This is a genomic window from uncultured Capnocytophaga sp., assembly GCF_937936315.1.
Classification (GTDB): Bacteria; Bacteroidota; Bacteroidia; order Flavobacteriales; family Flavobacteriaceae; genus Capnocytophaga.
The window spans coordinates 156,691-174,358 of record NZ_CALGWU010000023.1 but is presented as its reverse complement, the minus strand read 5'-3'; the positions used below and the strand labels follow the sequence as shown (position 1 = coordinate 174,358).

The 17,668-nt window shown below is 35.2% G+C and carries 14 protein-coding genes and 1 tRNA gene; 1 reads left to right on the top strand and 14 read right to left on the bottom strand.

What is annotated here, in order from left to right; all coding sequences use genetic code 11:
- Positions 1-338 precede the first annotated feature (338 nt).
- Positions 339-411: transfer RNA gene (locus Q0162_RS03725), tRNA-Gly, on the top strand.
- Between the two features lie 63 nt (positions 412-474).
- On the opposite strand, the gene Q0162_RS03720 is transcribed toward Q0162_RS03725, so the two are convergent.
- The 14 genes from Q0162_RS03720 to Q0162_RS03655 all read right to left on the bottom strand — a co-directional run bounded on the left by Q0162_RS03720 (position 475) and on the right by Q0162_RS03655 (position 17,299).
- Positions 475-1,017, bottom strand: coding sequence for an RNA methyltransferase (locus Q0162_RS03720; protein ID WP_297889270.1), 543 nt, complete (start codon positions 1,015-1,017; stop codon positions 475-477).
- Between the two features lies 1 nt (position 1,018).
- Complete coding sequence (locus Q0162_RS03715) at positions 1,019-3,217, bottom strand: bifunctional (p)ppGpp synthetase/guanosine-3',5'-bis(diphosphate) 3'-pyrophosphohydrolase (protein ID WP_297889268.1); 2,199 nt, start codon at positions 3,215-3,217, stop codon at positions 1,019-1,021.
- A 72-nt stretch (positions 3,218-3,289) separates the two neighbouring features.
- Positions 3,290-4,066 carry a 3'-5' exonuclease gene (locus Q0162_RS03710; RefSeq protein ID WP_297889265.1) on the bottom strand — a complete coding sequence of 259 codons (777 nt, stop codon included), beginning with the start codon at positions 4,064-4,066 and terminating at the stop codon, positions 3,290-3,292.
- Positions 4,067-4,113: 47 nt separating this feature from the next.
- Complete coding sequence (locus Q0162_RS03705; protein WP_009413122.1) at positions 4,114-4,401, bottom strand: ATP-dependent Clp protease adaptor ClpS; 288 nt, start codon at positions 4,399-4,401, stop codon at positions 4,114-4,116.
- 87 nt (positions 4,402-4,488) lie between these two features.
- Complete coding sequence (locus Q0162_RS03700; protein ID WP_297889259.1) at positions 4,489-6,357, bottom strand: hypothetical protein; 1,869 nt, start codon at positions 6,355-6,357, stop codon at positions 4,489-4,491.
- Entirely contained in the window at positions 6,354-6,788 is a 435-nt protein-coding gene (locus tag Q0162_RS03695; protein WP_297889256.1) for a nucleoside deaminase, read from the bottom strand. The genes Q0162_RS03700 and Q0162_RS03695 overlap by 4 nt, the downstream gene beginning before the upstream one ends.
- A gap of 72 nt (positions 6,789-6,860) precedes the next feature.
- On the bottom strand, positions 6,861-7,256 hold the full coding sequence (locus Q0162_RS03690) for a DUF937 domain-containing protein (protein WP_297889253.1): 396 nt from the start codon (positions 7,254-7,256) through the stop codon (positions 6,861-6,863).
- An 8-nt stretch (positions 7,257-7,264) separates the two neighbouring features.
- A complete protein-coding gene (locus Q0162_RS03685) occupies positions 7,265-8,221 on the bottom strand; it encodes a D-2-hydroxyacid dehydrogenase (protein ID WP_297889249.1) in 957 nt (318 codons plus the stop codon).
- Positions 8,222-8,281: 60 nt separating this feature from the next.
- Positions 8,282-8,974, bottom strand: a complete 693-nt coding sequence (locus Q0162_RS03680) for a cell division ATP-binding protein FtsE (RefSeq protein ID WP_297889246.1) — start codon at positions 8,972-8,974, stop codon at positions 8,282-8,284.
- A gap of 88 nt (positions 8,975-9,062) precedes the next feature.
- Positions 9,063-10,379, bottom strand: coding sequence for a (Fe-S)-binding protein (locus tag Q0162_RS03675; protein WP_297889243.1), 1,317 nt, complete (start codon positions 10,377-10,379; stop codon positions 9,063-9,065).
- 8 nt (positions 10,380-10,387) lie between these two features.
- Positions 10,388-11,338: an MlaD family protein gene (locus Q0162_RS03670; protein WP_297889241.1), complete on the bottom strand. Its 951-nt coding sequence runs from the start codon at positions 11,336-11,338 to the stop codon at positions 10,388-10,390.
- Between the two features lie 22 nt (positions 11,339-11,360).
- Positions 11,361-12,473, bottom strand: coding sequence for an N-acetylmuramoyl-L-alanine amidase (locus tag Q0162_RS03665; protein WP_297889239.1), 1,113 nt, complete (start codon positions 12,471-12,473; stop codon positions 11,361-11,363).
- Positions 12,474-12,549: 76 nt separating this feature from the next.
- A complete protein-coding gene (gene ligA / locus Q0162_RS03660; protein WP_297889237.1) occupies positions 12,550-14,541 on the bottom strand; it encodes an NAD-dependent DNA ligase LigA in 1,992 nt (663 codons plus the stop codon).
- Positions 14,542-14,572: 31 nt separating this feature from the next.
- Positions 14,573-17,299, bottom strand: coding sequence for a putative LPS assembly protein LptD (locus Q0162_RS03655; RefSeq protein WP_297889234.1), 2,727 nt, complete (start codon positions 17,297-17,299; stop codon positions 14,573-14,575).
- Between the last annotated feature and the right edge of the window lie 369 nt (positions 17,300-17,668).

Below are 17,668 nucleotides of genomic sequence, written 5' to 3'. Positions count from 1 at the left end.
ACTATCCCTTTTTTGCAAATAAAAAATAACTTTTCTTACGTCGAACTCACGTTATATTATATTGTTGATTTATGCTATTGATGAAAGTTTTATAGGTAGTTGGACCCACCCTTTACGTGGAACTTTATTATTATTATCCATAAATGCTGGGTATTTATTTTCATTCGTTTGTCTTTATCTTTATCAGAAGAAAAGTAATGAGAAAAATAATCATTGATTTATAAGTCTTTACTTTTTTATTTACAAAAAATACAATAAAAAAGTATTAAAAAATTTGGAAGATTATAGTAAATAATTGTATATTTGCACTCGGAAAATATATTTATATCACTATAATTGCGGGAGTAGCTCAGTTGGTAGAGCGTCAGCCTTCCAAGCTGAATGTCGCGAGTTCGAACCTCGTCTCCCGCTCTGTAAAAAAGCCTGATAACATATTGTTATCAGGCTTTTTGTTTATCATTTCTAATTTTATTTTTATAACATTGTATAGTTCCTGAGCTTCATTGCTAACTCCCAAATAGCAATTCCTGCACTCACCGAAATATTCAGGGAATGTTTAGTACCATATTGTGGGATTTCTATCACCTCATCAGAAGCTGATACTACTTCTTGTTCCACTCCTTTTACCTCGTTGCCAAAGATAATAGCATATTTTTGATTTCCATTAGATCGGAAATCATTCAGCATTGTAGAATTTTCAGCTTGCTCAATACTGATAATATAAACCTCTTGCTCTTTTAGCTTTTCTACTACCGAAAGTGTGTTTTCTACATATTCCCACGCCACACTATCAGTCGCACCCAAAGCTGTTTTGTGAATCTCTTTGTTTGGAGGAGTGGCGGTAATCCCACAGAGGTATATCTTTTCAATTAAAAAAGCATCGCAAGTGCGAAAAACAGAACCTATATTGTTCAAACTTCTCACATTATCCAAAATTACTATTAGAGGTGTCTTTTCTGCCTTCTTAAATTGCTCAATATCCAATCTATTGAGTTCATTATTCGTTAATTTACGCATATTACAGTCTGTTTACTTTATCTACTCCTTTGATGTTCTTAATATCTTGCATCAGTTTTTTTAAAGTAGCATTGTTGTTGATTGAAATAGAGACTTTTCCACTGAATACATTACCTTCTGTATCTATATTAATATTGGTAAGTTTTACAAATTTGCTATCCAAAATCACTTTTGAGATATCACTGATGAGTCCATCGCGGTCAATACCACTAATTCTAAGACTCACTTTGAAATCTCTTTCATCAGATTTTACCCATTTAGCTTGAATGATACGATAAGCGTAATTCGATTGCATCGAAATAGCATTGGGGCAAGTTTTTTTGTGTACCTTCACCCCTTCGTTGATAGTAACAAACCCAAAAATAGGATCACCAGGGATAGGATTGCAACATTTTGAAAAAGTATAGTCTAAAGATTCTTCTTCCTTACCAAACACAATGCTATCATAGTGAACGTTCGGCGAATAAACAGGTTCGTCGGTAGGTTTTTTAACTACTTTATTTTTGAATAAGCCAAAGAAAGACGTGCGATGAGATACAAACTCTTTCAGCATTTGGTTGCTGATTTCTCCCGTTCCTGCTTGATAGTAAATATCTAAACTAGTCTTTGTTTTGAAGTAACTCACTAGCTCATTCATTACTTCTTCATTAAGAGTAACCTTCAATTGCTTTAATTTTCGAACTAAAATCTCTTTTCCTTCAGCAGCAACAGCTTTTGTTTCTTCTTTTAAAGCATTTTTTATCTTACTACGTGCTTTAGCAGTTGTAGCATAGTTTAGCCAGTTCTTAGTGGGTTTTGCATTTTCAGCAGTGATAATTTCTACTGTTTCACCGCTCTTTAATACATAGTTTAAGGGCACTAATTTATTGTTTACTTTGGCTCCACGTGTTTTTAAACCCACTCCTGTATGTATTGAAAAAGCAAAATCAAGTGGTGTAGCACCTTTCGGGAGAGATTTTATCTCACCATTAGGGGTAAAGACGAAAATCTCTTTAGAATACAAGTTGAGTTTGAAATCTTCTACAAAGTCTACAGCATTTGCCTCGCTGTTTTCAAAGACTTCTTGCAACCTATTAAGCCACATTTCGATGCCTTCTTCTTTTTGGTCGCCGTGTTTATACTTAAAATGGGCTGCATAACCTTTTTCAGCGATTTCGTGCATACGTTCGCTGCGTATTTGCACCTCTACCCATTTGCCTTTTGGACCCATTACAGTAATATGTAAGGCTTCATAACCTGTAGATTTAGGTGAGGAAATCCAATCACGCAATCGGGTGGGATTAGGACGGAAGTGGTCGGTAACAATAGAGTATATTTTCCAAGCCAAAAACTTTTCTTCAGCTGGTTCACTTTTATAGATGATGCGAATTGCAAATTTATCGTAAACTTCTTCAAAACTCACACCTTGCGATTCCATTTTCCTATAAATAGAATAGATTGATTTGGGGCGCCCTTTGATGTAATAATCAATTTTTTGTTGTGTTAAAGAGGTTTCTACTATTTTGGTAAACGCCTCAATGTATTCCTGTTGTTCTTCTTTGGATTCCTCCATTTTGTTTAGGATACTATTGTAGCGTTCGGGGTCAGTGTATTTAAGTGCGAGGTCTTCTAATTCTGTTTTGATATTATACAAGCCAATGCGGTGAGCAATAGGCGCATAAATATAGAGTGTTTCCGAAGCTATTTTGGCTTGTTTGTATTCTGCCATCGAATCCATCGTTTGCATATTGTGGAGTCTGTCGGCAATTTTGATGAGAATCACGCGCACATCATCATTCATCGTAAGGAGAAGCTTTCGGAAGTTCTCAGCTTGTAAAGAGATGTCATTTTCACGACTCATACTCGAAATTTTGGTAAGTCCTTCCACAATATGTGCCACAGTGTTACCAAAAAGTCTTTCCATATCTTCAATCGTATAGTCGGTATCTTCTACTACATCGTGTAATAAAGCTGACGCAATGGCTATGGCATCTAATCCTATTTGTGAAGCGACAATTTTAGCTACAGCAATAGGGTGAAAAATATAAGGTTCCCCACTTTTTCGGCGTTGGTCTTTGTGCGCATCAACAGCGGTGTCAAACGCTAATCGAATGAGCTTTTTATCTTCATCGCTAAGGGTTTGATAACTGATACGCAAGAGTTCTTTATACTCGCGTGCAATGGATTTGTTTTCTTCTTCTAAGTCGGTGTTTGTTTCCATAAATAAAAATGAATGTAGAAAAATCTAACTTTAGCAAAATTTGGAACTTTGCTGAAGTTTTAGAGCTATTTTTTATTTAATAGTAGCCGATAATTTGCGGAGCTTGATAGCCGTAAGAATTTTTTTAGTATACAATGGGAAATCGGCACCGAGAAGCCAACCAAAATATCCTGGTTCTTCGTCAAAAATATCTTCTACACGTTTGCCTTTGTGTTTACCAAAAGTAAAGATTTCTTCGCCTTTTGCATTATATCCAATAAAACCAGCAAAGTCGGCTATTTGTTTGCGATAAGTAAACTCGCTGAGCTTTTTGATGTTGTTCTCTAAGCTGTCATAACGGTCAAGCTGGGCTTTGAGGATTTCATAAGTGGCATTGGTATCTGCTGAAGCAGTATGTGCATCAATAAGGTCTTTACCACAATAGAACTTATAAGCCGCCGAGAGAGTGCGCTGTTCCATTTTGTGAAAAATAGTTTGTACATCTACCGATACGCGGTTCCCCAAATCAAAATCTACTTCAGCACGCAACATTTCTTCAGCAAGTAATGGAATATCAAAGCGGTCGGAATTGTAGCCAGCAAGGTCAGAATCTTTTATCATATTGTGGATTTGCTTTGCAAGCTCTTTGAAAGTAGGTTCATTTGCAACGCGCTCATCAGTAATGCCGTGTACATCTGAGGCAGCTTTGGGGATAGGAATAGTAGGATTTACAAGCCACGTTTTACTTTCTTTATTGCCATTGGGGTAGACTTTTAAGATAGATATTTCAACGATGCGGTCTTTGATAATATCGATACCCGTAGTTTCAAGGTCAAAAAAACAAATAGGTTTTGATAGTTTTAGTTCCACGATTTTAGTGAATAGTTAAAAGTGAATAATTTTAAAAATAGTAATTATTAATTTTCTATTTGAGCAGAGAGTCCAGCATCAAGAAGCGCGGTGCAAAGAGGTTCTAGATATTCATAACTTCCTGTTTTTACATCGCATTTTCCCTTGAAATGCACAATAATAGCACATTGCTCGGCTTGCTCAAAAGTGTGATGACAAACCTCTACTAAAGTATCGATAACGTGATCAAAAGTATTGACATCATCATTGTATAAAATGAGATGACATTCATCATCTATAAGCTCCATCACGTCTTCCTCAGCAAAGGTTTCTTCTTGGTAATTATTTTGTAACATAATTTGCTTTTATAATGATACAAAAGTACAGTAAATAAATGAATTGCGCAAATGTTTATTTTAATTTTTCTTATTGTAAAGCATTTATTATCTAAAAGATACAACATTTGGTAATCGTTGAGAAAAACTATGCAATCTAAAATCCTCGTTAGTAATCCCTGTAAATTTAAAAATATTCTTACCCGTTCCAGGTATGTTAGGATAGTAGCCAAATGAAAACTCTATAGCTCCAAAAGGTAGATAGTCATTGGAAATATAAAACCCTAAAGATACTTTAGAATACATTTCAGTTTTAAAAAAAGCTGTATTATTTCTACCTATAAAACCTGTATCGGCTGATAGAAATGGACTAAACCTAAAACCAATTAGCTGAAAAGGCGCATAAACTTGTGTTTGAGAAGTAAAAATTAGTTTACGTGTACCATATACTTCACTACTATTGAAGCCTAAAATGCCATTAGAATCATTTAAATTGATATTATTGCGCTGGTATATACTTCCATTAAGTCCTATTACGAATGAGGAACGCAAAAACTGACGAAAATGCCAATCGCCTATTGTAAATAATTTAGTAAAATAGGTACCTTGACCTCGTAGGACAGTCTCTTTACCATTGCCTTTTTCAAAAAAAGAACCTACTTCAAAATTAATAGAATGATAGCCCTTCTTATTATAGTTTGCTGAGGCAAATCCAATCCCAAGATAAGGTAGCGTAGCCTTATTTTTCCATAAAATACCTGAAGTGAGAAATATAGAATGACCTATTCCCACATCCTCAATATCACCATTGCGAAAAATATAACGTTCTTTTATGAATCCTGTACTATTTAAGCTAAATTGAGTGAGATACAAATTTTCATTACTGTAATACTGTTGAGAATCCAAATCTAAAGAAGGTTTTTCATAATAGCTAATATTACGAAATCTTGCTGCTACAATAAAATTGTGAATAAGTTTAGTTTCTCCTTTCTTAATAGGTTTTACCCAACCACCAAAAGCATCGAAAGAACGTGTCATTAGAATAGGAGTATAAATAGAATCTCTATATCTAATACTCTCATCCTCAAATCTGTTTTCATAATAACCTAGGCGTCCAGACCAACGTGCCAAAGGTGAGTAGAGAGGTCGTTCTACTTGTATACTTTTTGAAAACTCATTCTCATAATCAGAATAATAGCCTGTTCGTACATTGATATAAGAATTTCTTATATTTCTTACTACATAACTAAAGCCCTTACCATTATTTCCAATCCCTGAGAAGTATTGTTGATAGGTAAGTGAAAGTTCGTGTCCTATCCCAAAGAGATTTTGTTCCGTAAGCCGAGTCCATCCTCTACTGTTAGTAAAGTCTCCATCAAAGTATATAGACCAACTATCAAGCACATTCACTTCTACATCTATGGAATCGGAAGCTCCCTCCACAGCCATAGCTTTAACTTGTGCTCTACGAATATACCGTTGATTACGCAATATACGTTCAGTTTCACTCAGAAGAAGGGTATCTAAAGTTTTATCTTTTTTAAATAAAAGCATCCTACGTACTGTACTCTCGCGGGTTTTTATATGTAGGGCATTGCCATAACGTTCTAAACGAGTACGAGGGGATTTACTCAAATCTCTTTCGTCAAAACCAAAAGGATCTAAGGTAGTAATAATAATATTTCTAATGATTTTCCCTTGATAAGAAGGTGTTTTTTTAGGGGTAATAGTTGTAGTAGTTGTAATACCTTCAGGTATTTTTTCTTCAACTACAATGAGGTTATTTAGGTTTTTAGTGAGTTTATATTTATTGAAAAATCTCTTTATTTTTTTATAAAACTCTCTATTTTTTACCTCTCTCTCTGGAGAAATACCTTGTAATAATGAATCTTTTACTCTTAAAGTATCTATAGGTTGGGAAAGAAGAGTGTTCATTCCCAAAAGAAATAACAATATAAGAGCAAAGTTTTTTTTCATTTTCTTTTCTGTTGAAAAAATTGTTTTAACAATGCTGTAGCCTCTTCTGATAAAACACCTGTAACTACCTCTGTCTTAGGGTGTAACTTACCACCTATTGCTTTGAAACCTCTATGGGTGTCATCAGCAGCATAAACTAATCGTGACAACTGGCTCCAATACAAAGCTCCAGCGCACATGGCGCAAGGTTCTAAAGTGATATACATAGTGCAATTTGTGAGATACTTACCACCTAAATAATGAGCTGCCATGGTAATAGCTTGCATTTCAGCATGAGCTGTCACATCGTTTAGACGCTCGGTAAGATTATGTGCCTTGGCTATAATTCTATTATCAATTGTGACAATAGCCCCTACAGGGATTTCATCTTCTTCAAAAGCGAGTTGGGCTTCTTCCAAAGCCTTTTGCATAAAGTATTCGTCAGTATTCATTTAAAATAAAAATTACTTTGCCAAAGCACAAAAACTTTGGCAAAGTAATAAGATTTTAGTGTATGAGAACTATTATTTATTTCCACCAAAGAGATTACCTATACCTCCCATTATATCATCCATCACATTACCATCTTTATTTTTGTCAAAAAAAGAAGTAATCATTTCACTAATATTTCCGCCTTTACCTGAGAAAAAATTGGAAATCATCGGAGTTAAATTCTCAAAAATTTTACTTACACCATCCAATGAAACACCTGTTTTTTCACTGATAGCATTCAAAGTAGATGATTGTCCGTCACCAGTAAGTTTGTTCAAGATATCACTACTTTCAGCATTGCCCAACATTGACTTGAGAGAATCTACTACTGAGCTTACTTTATCAGCTCCAATACCGGTTTTCTCGCTTAATCCTTTCACGAGTTGTTGGAGATTATCTCCTCCTAAGAAATCTAAAATTCCTGCCATAGTATAAATTATTTTAATAAGGTTACAATTTGTGAGGCTAATTCAAGGCCTATACGGTCTTGTGCTTCGTTGGTAGCTGCCCCTATATGTGGGGTGAGCGATATTTGTGGGTGCATAAGTACTTGTATAGCAGGATTAGGTTCGTTTTCAAATACATCTAAGCCTGCAAAAGCTACTTTGCCATGCTCCAAGGCTTCTATGAGTGCAACCTCGTTGAGAGCTCCTCCTCTTGCTAAGTTTATTACACCTACCCCATCTTTCATCAAATTGAACTCTGGGGTATCAAGCACATAGCCTCCTTGTGGGCTATTATTAAGAGTAATAAAGTCAGATTCTATCAGTAGTCGTTCTTTTTCAACTGTTTTGATAGTAAAAGGCAAGGTTTGCCCATCAAAAAACTCAAGTGTAATTACAGCTTCTTTTACTTTAGGATCATAAGCTAAAACATTCATTCCTAAACCTATAGCAATACGCGCCACGGCTTGTCCACTGCGTCCGAAACCTATAATACCTATTGTTTTACCTCGCAATTCTGCACCATTAGTATAGTTTTTTTTCAGTTCGTTAAACTGAGTATCTCCTTCTAAAGGCATATTACGATTAGCATCATACAAAAAACGCACTCCAGTAAAAAGATGAGCAAATACAAGTTCTGCTACAGAGTTAGCTGAAGAGGCTGGAGTATTGATTACTTGCAAATTTTTACTTTGAGCGTAGGCTACATCTATATTATCCATACCTACCCCTCCTCTACCGATAAGTTTCAGCGAAGGACAGCTATCAATGATATCTTTACGTACTTGAGTAGCTGAACGCACCAAAAGAATATCAATAGCATGTTTATTTATGTAGTCTATAAGTTGATTTTGAGCTACTTTTGTAGTAATAACTTCAAAGCCTTCTTTTTCTAACGCTTCTCTTCCTGAATCAGAAATACCATCGTTTGCTAATATTTTTATTGTCATTATTATCTATTTATTTTATTATATTTAATTATTAATAACTCTTCACTTATTACTCATTATTTACTCATTATTTACTCTTCTTTGTACTACTTCAAAAATACGTTCGCCATCGCATTTTAAAGTTTTAGAGGGAAATTTAAGAATGAGAGCATAGTCGTGAGTAGCCATTAGTATAGTACGTCCTGAAGCGTTAATTTCTTTAAGAACTTGCATTACTTCTACACTAGTTTCAGGATCTAAATTACCCGTAGGTTCATCTGCTAAAATGAGTTCTGGGTTGTTTAATAAAGCTCGTGCAATAGCTACTCTTTGTTGTTCTCCTCCTGATAGTTCGTGAGGAAATTTGAATCCTGCATTCTGCATTTTCACCTTAGAAAGCACTTCTTCTATGCGCTTTTCTATTTTCGTTTTTTCTGTCCAACCTGTAGCTTTCAGCACAAAAGCTAAGTTATTATACACATTTCTATCAGTGAGTAGTTTGAAATCTTGAAATACAACTCCTAACTTACGGCGAAGCAGAGGAATTTCATTTTCTGTAAGATTTTTAAGATTGAAGCCTACTACTTTCCCTTGTCCTTTAGTAAGAGGTAAATCACCATAAAGTAACTTGATTAAGCTACTTTTTCCTGATCCTGTCTTGCCTATAAGATATACTAATTCTCCCTTTCCAACTGTGAGATTCACATTGGATAGAATAAGATTATTCTTCTGATATACTGATACTTCTTTTAAATGTAATACTGGATTTTCCATTAATATAAATTAAGTAGTCTATTTAACCCTACAAAATTCCCGCAAAGATAGTAAATTATTTTAGATAACGGAAATATAAACTCGCTTTTTATTCATCAATAATTATAGTACGATCAGCTTGACTATATGCCCAAGGGGCTCCATTGTTCTCTATGTTAGTCATCATTACATTAAGTTCTGTAGGGGCTGCCGATTGTTCCATAACTAAATACTGCCTCATATCTATAATGATAGACAACGGACTAATTCCTACAGGGCAGACTTCTACACAAGCGTTACAAGTGGTGCAAGCCCATAGTTCTTCTGGGGTAATATAGTCACCTAACAATTGTTTACCATCAGGCTCAAAATCACCGTGCTTATCGATATTTCTACCTACTTCTTCTAATCGATCACGAGTTTTCATCATAATAGCACGAGGAGAAAGTTTTTTACCTGTAAGATTTGCTGGACACTCATCAGTACAACGCCCACACTCGGTGCAAGTATAAGCATTCATCAACTGTAACCAAGTGAGATCTGCTACATCTGAAGCTCCAAAATTATCGGTAGGGATATTATCTTGAGGTGTTGCAAATGAATCGGTATTAGGATCTAACATTAATTTCACCTCTCGTGTTACCACAGGGTTTACCTTAGAAGTGCCTAACGGACGTACAGAAGCGAAATAAGTATTAGGAAATGCTAATAGAATATGTAGGTGTTTAGAATAATATAAGTAGTTTAAAAAACACAATATCCCAATGATATGTAACCACCAACAACTGCGTTCTATGATAATAAGAGTTCCTACAGAAACATTTTGTAATAATGGGCGTAGCCATTGACTTATAGGAAAAGTTCCTGCTTGTATATAATGAGGTACTTGCAGTGCTTGTAATTGGGCATCGGCAGCATTCATCAGCAAGAAAAGGCTCATCATCATCATTTCGGCATAGAGGATATTACTTGCATCTTTTTTAGCCCAACCTTTGAGCTCTGATTTGTGAAATCGAGGTATTTTTAGGATATGTCGTCGTATCCAAAATACAGTTACTGAAACAATTACTAAAAGAGCTAATATCTCAAAAGAAGCTATCAGAGAATTATAAAATTTTCCTAAAGGAGCAAATACTCTATGAGTACCCAAAATACCATCTATAAGAATTTCTAATAACTCAATATTGATAATCAAAAAACCTGCATATACAACAATATGTAGTATTCCTACTATGGGACGTACTAACATTTTTTGTTGTCCTAAGGCAAGCCATAACATATTCTTGAGTCGCTCTTTGTGATTACCAGAGGTATTTTCAGCTTTTCCTAAACGGATATTCCTAATAAGTTTGCGTATATTATAAATAAAAAAGCCTCCTCCTATACAGAGAAGTATTAAAAATACTATGTTAGGAAGGAAGCTCATCAATATGTTTATTCAGCTTTTTCTTCGTCGTTTGGTTCGTATACTTTAGCTTTTTTACCAAAAACAGAGAAGTGAAGGTAACGTTTAGGATTCAAACGCAAATCTTGTAATAGTAGTTCAAGTTGTTTAGCCGATTTATCCAAATCTTTATAGAGAGCCTCATCTTTTAGTAGTTTACCAATAGTGCCTTTACCTCCTTCTACATCAGCCAAAAGAGTGTTGAGATTGGTAAGTGTAGTTTGAGCATTGGCAATTACTTTGTTGAGTTCAGCTTCTGAAAGCTGTCCTGATACTTTTGATAAATCAGTAGTGATTTTATTAGCATTGGTTAAAGTAGCATTCAAATTAGCTTGATTAGCAACCAACATCTTGTTTAGGGTTACTGAAGCTTGGTTAAGATTTCGCATTGTTGCTCCAAGTTCAGTAATAGCATTCTTCAAATCGTTAGTAGTTTTAGCATCCAAAACAGTATTTATCCCTGTAAGAGTGGTATCAGCTTGACCTAAAAGGTGATTAAGCTTGTCTTGTGTAGGTTTAATAGAAGATGATAGAGAGGCAAGCATATCTTCTTGCACACGTGCTTCTAATACATCGCCTGATACAGCTGCAGGAGCATTGTCAAAGGCAGGAATGATTTGTAATCCTGCTCCTCCAAGCAAACTATTGTAGAGTTCAGCTACACTATTCTTAGAGAATTTAAAATCATCTGAACACTCCATAGTAATTTTTATCTTAGCACTTTTTTCTTCTAAGTCCACAGCTTCTACGCTTCCCACTTTCACTCCATTCACAGTGATTTGTGTACCAGTTTTCAATCCACCTGAATGAGGAAAATAAGCGTAATAAGTATTTGTTTTATGAAATAATGATTTAGACTTCAAAAAGTTGAAGCCTACGTAGAAAGCGACAATACCCGCTACTACTATAATTGCTGTTTTTATTTCTCTAGATAGTTTCATCTGTTTCTATTTTCAATAAGTTTTACTTTTCTAATTGTTTGGCTTTCTCTATTGTAATACGTTTTTTCTGATAAAATGCTATAATATAAGCATCTTTATAGCCTTTTTTTTTTGCTTTATTCAATAAATCAATCGCGTCTCGGTGTTTAGAAGCATTTCCATAATAATACACATACACCTTTCCATCTTTTTCTGCAGATATAGGAGAGAGTCCTTTGAAATTAAAATCTTTAGTTTCTAATTTCTTAGGACTTGAAGATATCTGTATTTTATAACTCAACTCATTATTATTTGTTCTATTATTAGTGATTTGTTTTGAACCTCTTCCTCTTACTTGAGAAACACTATCATCTGGTGCAATATAAGAACTTTTACCTTGTACCCACTTTTTATAAGTAAGTATTGCTTCTGCTATATTTTCTGCAAACTCTTCTTGTCCCTTAGCAGAAATAAGAAATTTACGCTCTTCATTATTTGTAAGAAAAGCTGTTTCTATCAAAATACTAGGCATATAGGTTTGATGTAGTACAATGAACCCTGCTTGTCTCACACCTCTATTGGTGCGTTTCATAACTCTTGTTAGCTGGTTTTGTACTATTTTAGCCAATTGTATACTTTGCTCTAAGAACTCTTCTTGCATAATTGAAAGTCCTATCACCGATTCTGGGGAGTTGATATTATACTTAGCATATTTCTTTTTGTAATCTTCCTCTAAATAGATTACTGAGTTTTCAGCTTTTGCAACTTCAAAGTTCTGTTCATTAGCGTGTAACCCTAACACATAGGTCTCTGCTCCATCCACTTGTGTTTCATGGGCATTACAATGTACTGATACAAACACATCTGCTTTGTTCCTATTGGCAATAGCACCACGTTCATAAAGGTCAATCAACTCATCAGTCTTACGTGTATAAATAACCTTTATATCAGGATGAGCTTCTAGTTTTTTACCTACTAATAATACGATTTTCAGTACTACATCTTTTTCGTAAATGTTTTTGTTTACTACCTTACCAGGATCTTTACCTCCGTGTCCAGCATCCAAAACTACTTTAAATACGGTTTTTTTCTGAGATTGTCCTAACATTGGTAATGCACATAGCACTCCCAAGAAGATATAATGTAAAAATTTCATCAATTCTTATATTTTTCATTTTAATAGGCGGCAAAGGTAAGATTTTTACCTTAATACACCAAAATTAAACAGATATTTAACCGATTATTAACGATTGAAACTCTTCTTCACTAATCATTTTTACCCCCAATTGTTCTGCTTTCTCTTTCTTGCTAGGCCCCATATTGTCACCTACTATCACATAGTTAGTTTTTGATGAAATAGATGATCCTACTTTACCTCCATGTTGTTCAATCAAGGCTTTGAGTTCATCTCGAGAATACAAACTAAAAACTCCCGAAACTACAAAAGTAAGTCCTTTAAGGGTATCTGTCTGTCCTTCAGTAGATTCCTCTGAAAGAGCAAATTGTAATCCATAGCTTTTGAGTCTATCAATAAGTTTACGATTATAGTCATCTGCAAAGAAATTTACTACACTGGCAGCTATTTGGTTGCCTATCTCATCTACTTCTACTAATTGTTCTATTGTAGCATTTTCAAGTGCTTCAATATTTTTGTAGTGGCGTGCCAGCTTCTTGGCAACAGTCTCACCTACATATCTAATCCCCAAAGCAAAAAGTACGCGTTCAAAAGGTATTTCTTTTGATTTCTGAATACCTTTTACAATATTCTCAGCACTCTTTTGTGCCATACGCTCTAAGGGGAGCAATTTCTCTACGGTTACCTCATAGAGGTCAGCATAAGTATGGATAATACCAGCACGGAAGAGTTGTTCTACTGTTTCTTCTCCTAAGCCTTCTATATCCATTGCTTTACGTGAGATAAAATGTTGTATTTTACCCGTAATCTGGGGCGGACAGCTATAGGTATTAGGACAATAGTGTTGCGCTTCACCTTCGTTACGTATTAAATCAGTACCACATTCAGGACAATTGGTGATATATTGCACAGGTTGAGCATCAGCCTCACGCTTATCTAAGTTCACTCCTACAATTTTAGGGATAATTTCCCCCCCTTTTTCTACATATACCGAGTCACCTATACGAATATCGAGTTTTTCAATCTGGTCAGCATTATGTAATGAAGCACGCTTTACTACAGTTCCCGCTAATAACACGGGTTTGAGATTTGCCACTGGAGTAATAGCTCCTGTACGCCCCACTTGGTAGGAAATACTCTCTAAAACAGTGTCTACTTGTTCTGCTTTGAACTTGTAAGCCATTGCCCAACGCGGTGATTTTGAGGTATATCCTAACTCTTCTTGCTGGGCAATACTATCTACCTTTACCACTACCCCATCAGTTTCATAAGGCAAAGTGTAGCGTTTGGTATCCCATTCATTGATAAAGTCCATCACTTCGGCAGTAGAATGACACAATTTAGAAATATTAGGTACTTTAAAGCCCCATTCGCGCGCTTTTTTTAAACTCTCAAACTGACTTTTTACACCCGTGTTCCCTACCAAGAAGTAGAGCAAGCAATCTAAACCTCGTTTAGCGACCTCGGAAGTATCTTGCAATTTGAGGCTACCGCTAGCTGTGTTACGAGGATTCATAAAAGGGTCTTCACCAGCTGCTATACGTTCCTTATTGAGATTTTCAAAGGCTTTTTTAGGCATTACTATCTCTCCACGGATATAAAAATGTTCCGGATAATCGCCTTTGAGTTCCAAGGGTACTGAACGAATTGTACGTACATTAGCGGTAATATCGTCACCTTGAATACCATCACCACGAGTAGTAGCTTGTTTGAGTTTGCCGTTTTCGTACAATAAATCTATAGAAGCACCATCGTATTTCAGTTCACAAGTAAAATTAATTTGGTCACTGCCCAATGTTTTAATAATACGTTGTTCCCATTCCTCTAAATCTTCTTTAGAATAAGAGTTATCTAATGAGTACATACGATATTCGTGTACTACAGTGGGGAAACTTTTAGTTATAGTTCCACCCACACGTACAGTAGGAGAATTCTCATCGTAAAACTCAGGATGTGCTTGCTCTAAAGCTTGTAGCTCTTTAAGTTTTTGGTCAAACTCATAATCCGAAATTGTAGGATTATCTAACACATAGTAGTTATAATTGTGCTGATTAAGCTCTTCACGAAGTTGTTGTATCTTTTCTTTCATAACAAGGTGATTTTAGGTAAAAATATTAGACCTATCTTAGTGTACGATCTGGTTCTTTGTTTTTCTCCCACTTCAAATCTGAAAGCATTGACGCTTTGATACCAATGAAGAAATACCACGAACTACGATAACCAAAAGGAGTAAACTGAAAACTCATACGGAAACTATTCAAATCGCGTTCAAAACGTACTTGAGTGTAAGTGAATCCTTGATTTACAAAATCATAACCACTAGAAAGTCCTACTTGCCATTTAGGAGTGAGGGATACATTTCCAGAGAACATCAGTGAATTATTAGCAATCCTACTTTCACGTGCTTGATTACTGTAGGTAAGAGAGTGTGCAAGGGTTATATCCCAAGGAACAACTGCTTTGTAATAAGTTTTCTTCTCATCCTTATCTTCGTCTTCTTTACGATTTTTATCCATATCTTGAACTTCACTCAGCGGTTTAGAAGAACCAAAGAGATCATCAGTCCGTCCTCCAGCAACAGTGCCTGTCTGTTTATTTTTGTCTTTATTTTTATCCTTTTTATCTTTGTTTGAGAATGAATAATTAGTAGAAATATTGGCATTAGTAAGCCTAAAGAGACTACCTCCATTATTGATATTCCATTTCTCCATTTGTCGTCCATTGTTGTCTATTGCATAAGGATTTAAGGTAGCTCCAAAATTCACTCCGAGTTTATTATTAAAAAATGAAGTTCCTCCTGTAATATTTAGAGGACTAAATTGCTTTGTAATTACATTGTAATTAGAACTGAAGTTCAGACTATTCAAAAGCATTACCTTTTTAGGCTCTACATCAGTACTATCTTTTTGTCGTACTTTAGCTTCAAAGGTATTTGCAAGTGAGAACCCTATTGATTGTGACTCACCTAAACTTGGTGTACCATAGATGCCGCCTTCAAAACGGGTGTATTGTGAACGATTGCCATAAGCATCCGAAATGTAATAATCGTAATACTGATCAAAAGAAGGATTATAACCATAACTCACTGAAGGTCGCATCACGTGGCGAATTGCTTGTATTTTAGAGTTTTTACCAAATCGAAAAGTTCCATAAATAGTTGTACCAAGACTCGCCCCGAGGTTGTATGTCATAAAGCGGTCAAAACCACTAAGTGTATCAACTCCTATCTTTCCCGTAGTACTATTAAAGTCTTTGCGACGAATTGTTTTAAACTGCCACGTTTCGTTCAAAGAAGAATTTAACCCCAAGGTAACATACTTAAATAGTTTAGCTGTTGTGCTCATAGGTATAGAGTGTCGTACTCCATTCTTAGCATCATCAAACATCTTTTTGCTAAAAAATAAGCTGTCATAAGTTGCAAATCGATTGTCAGCTTGCATACTGTATTGAAAATTCAAACTCTTAATAAGTCCTTTCTTTGCTTGCCCTTCTCTTGCAAAAGGGTAAATGCGTTCCATACTTGCACGCATTGAAGGCAAGGTCATATCAATGCTTTTGGTATTTGTATTCTGAGAATGTGATGCCGATAGTGATAAGTTAATTGAAGGATAGGCAGGAAATGTTTTAGAATACGAAATAGACGACATCATCGTGTTGTTCAAAAAGTTTGATGTATTTACTTGATTGTATGATTCTTGATAATACCTACTATTACTCGATAAGTTTACTGAAGCTGAAAAATTAGAATTCGGGTTAGCCTTGCCGTCTTTGGAATGCGACCATTGTATGTTATACATACGACTACCTGAATAATCGGGTAACCCCTTCATACTATAGATGTTATTTTCAAAAGAAAGATTAAAACTTCCTGAATACTTATATCGTTTCACATAAGCCGATTGAGCCCTAAGACCATAGCTGCCATTAGTATAATAGTCACCTGTAAGTGAAAGATCAAAATTGTCACTAATCACAAAGTAATAACCTATGTTTTGTAAGAAATAACCACGGTTATTCACCTCACCAAAAGTAGGAAAAATAAGTCCAGATGAGCGTCCTGACACCATAGGATAATAAGCAAACGGAATAGCTAAAGGGGTAGGAATATCCACTATATACATATTGCTAAAACCTGCTATAATCTTTTTCTTAGGTACAAATTTAGCTTTGCGTACTTTGATGTAATAATCAGGATCGTCAAGGTCTTCAGCAGTAGTGATAATAGCATTTCTCATAAAGTAAGTAGAGTCATTCTCCTTCTTTATGATCTCGCCTTTTATATTATTCTCATCTTGCTTGGTATAAGCATTGCGGATAATCGCCTTCTGGTTACGATAGTTAAAACGAATAGAATCTGGCTCTATCACATCACTACCCTGCTTAAATACAGGGTGCTGACTGTATTCACCTAAACTGTCTTTCAAACGTCCTGCATATACCTCTCCTTTCTCATAATTAATCACATCTACGCCCGCTGTAATGTCAATATCAGTATATTGTACATTGGTCTCATTGTACAAGATGATTTCATTCTTTACCCTATTGAACACAATACTATCTTTAGCCTTGTATTTCACTATGTCTTCCAAAGCATTCTTAGGTTTCTTAATAGTATCGTTTTTAAGGGAATCTTTAGCCTTTCCTGAAGTCTTTTTGGGCTTGATACGTCGCCCACGACGATCGTTCTTAGGTTCTATAGTGTCTTTTTTAATAGTATCGCGTACTGCCCAAGAATAGGTATAGTTAAAACCAGCTGTCCTAAAGGCAAATGATTCAGCATACCAAAAGCAAGAGCTTACTACCAATAAGCTGACAATGAAAGTGAGTTGACGTTTATACTGTAACAAAGTTTTTCCGAATATAGTTTTATTGAGGCGACAAAAATACAACTTTTTTTTGAAATGCCAAGAACTACATCGCAACTTACTATTGGAAATGGCTCTACTAACCTCCTCAGCTACCATTTACTACCTTCTTTTACTTAAATTGTAATATTCATAACAAAACCGCCTTTTTCTTGCATTTTCCACAATAAGTCCAATAACAAACAATAAACGAAGAAAGAACGAATAATAAACGAAGAAAATATATACTTTACTTATTGATGAATACTTAACTAATTGAACAAAGCATTGAGAATAATGTAAAACTAAAAATATTTGAATACTACTTATCTTATTAGCTATCACCTAAAAAAATTCTCTCTCTTCATTCGT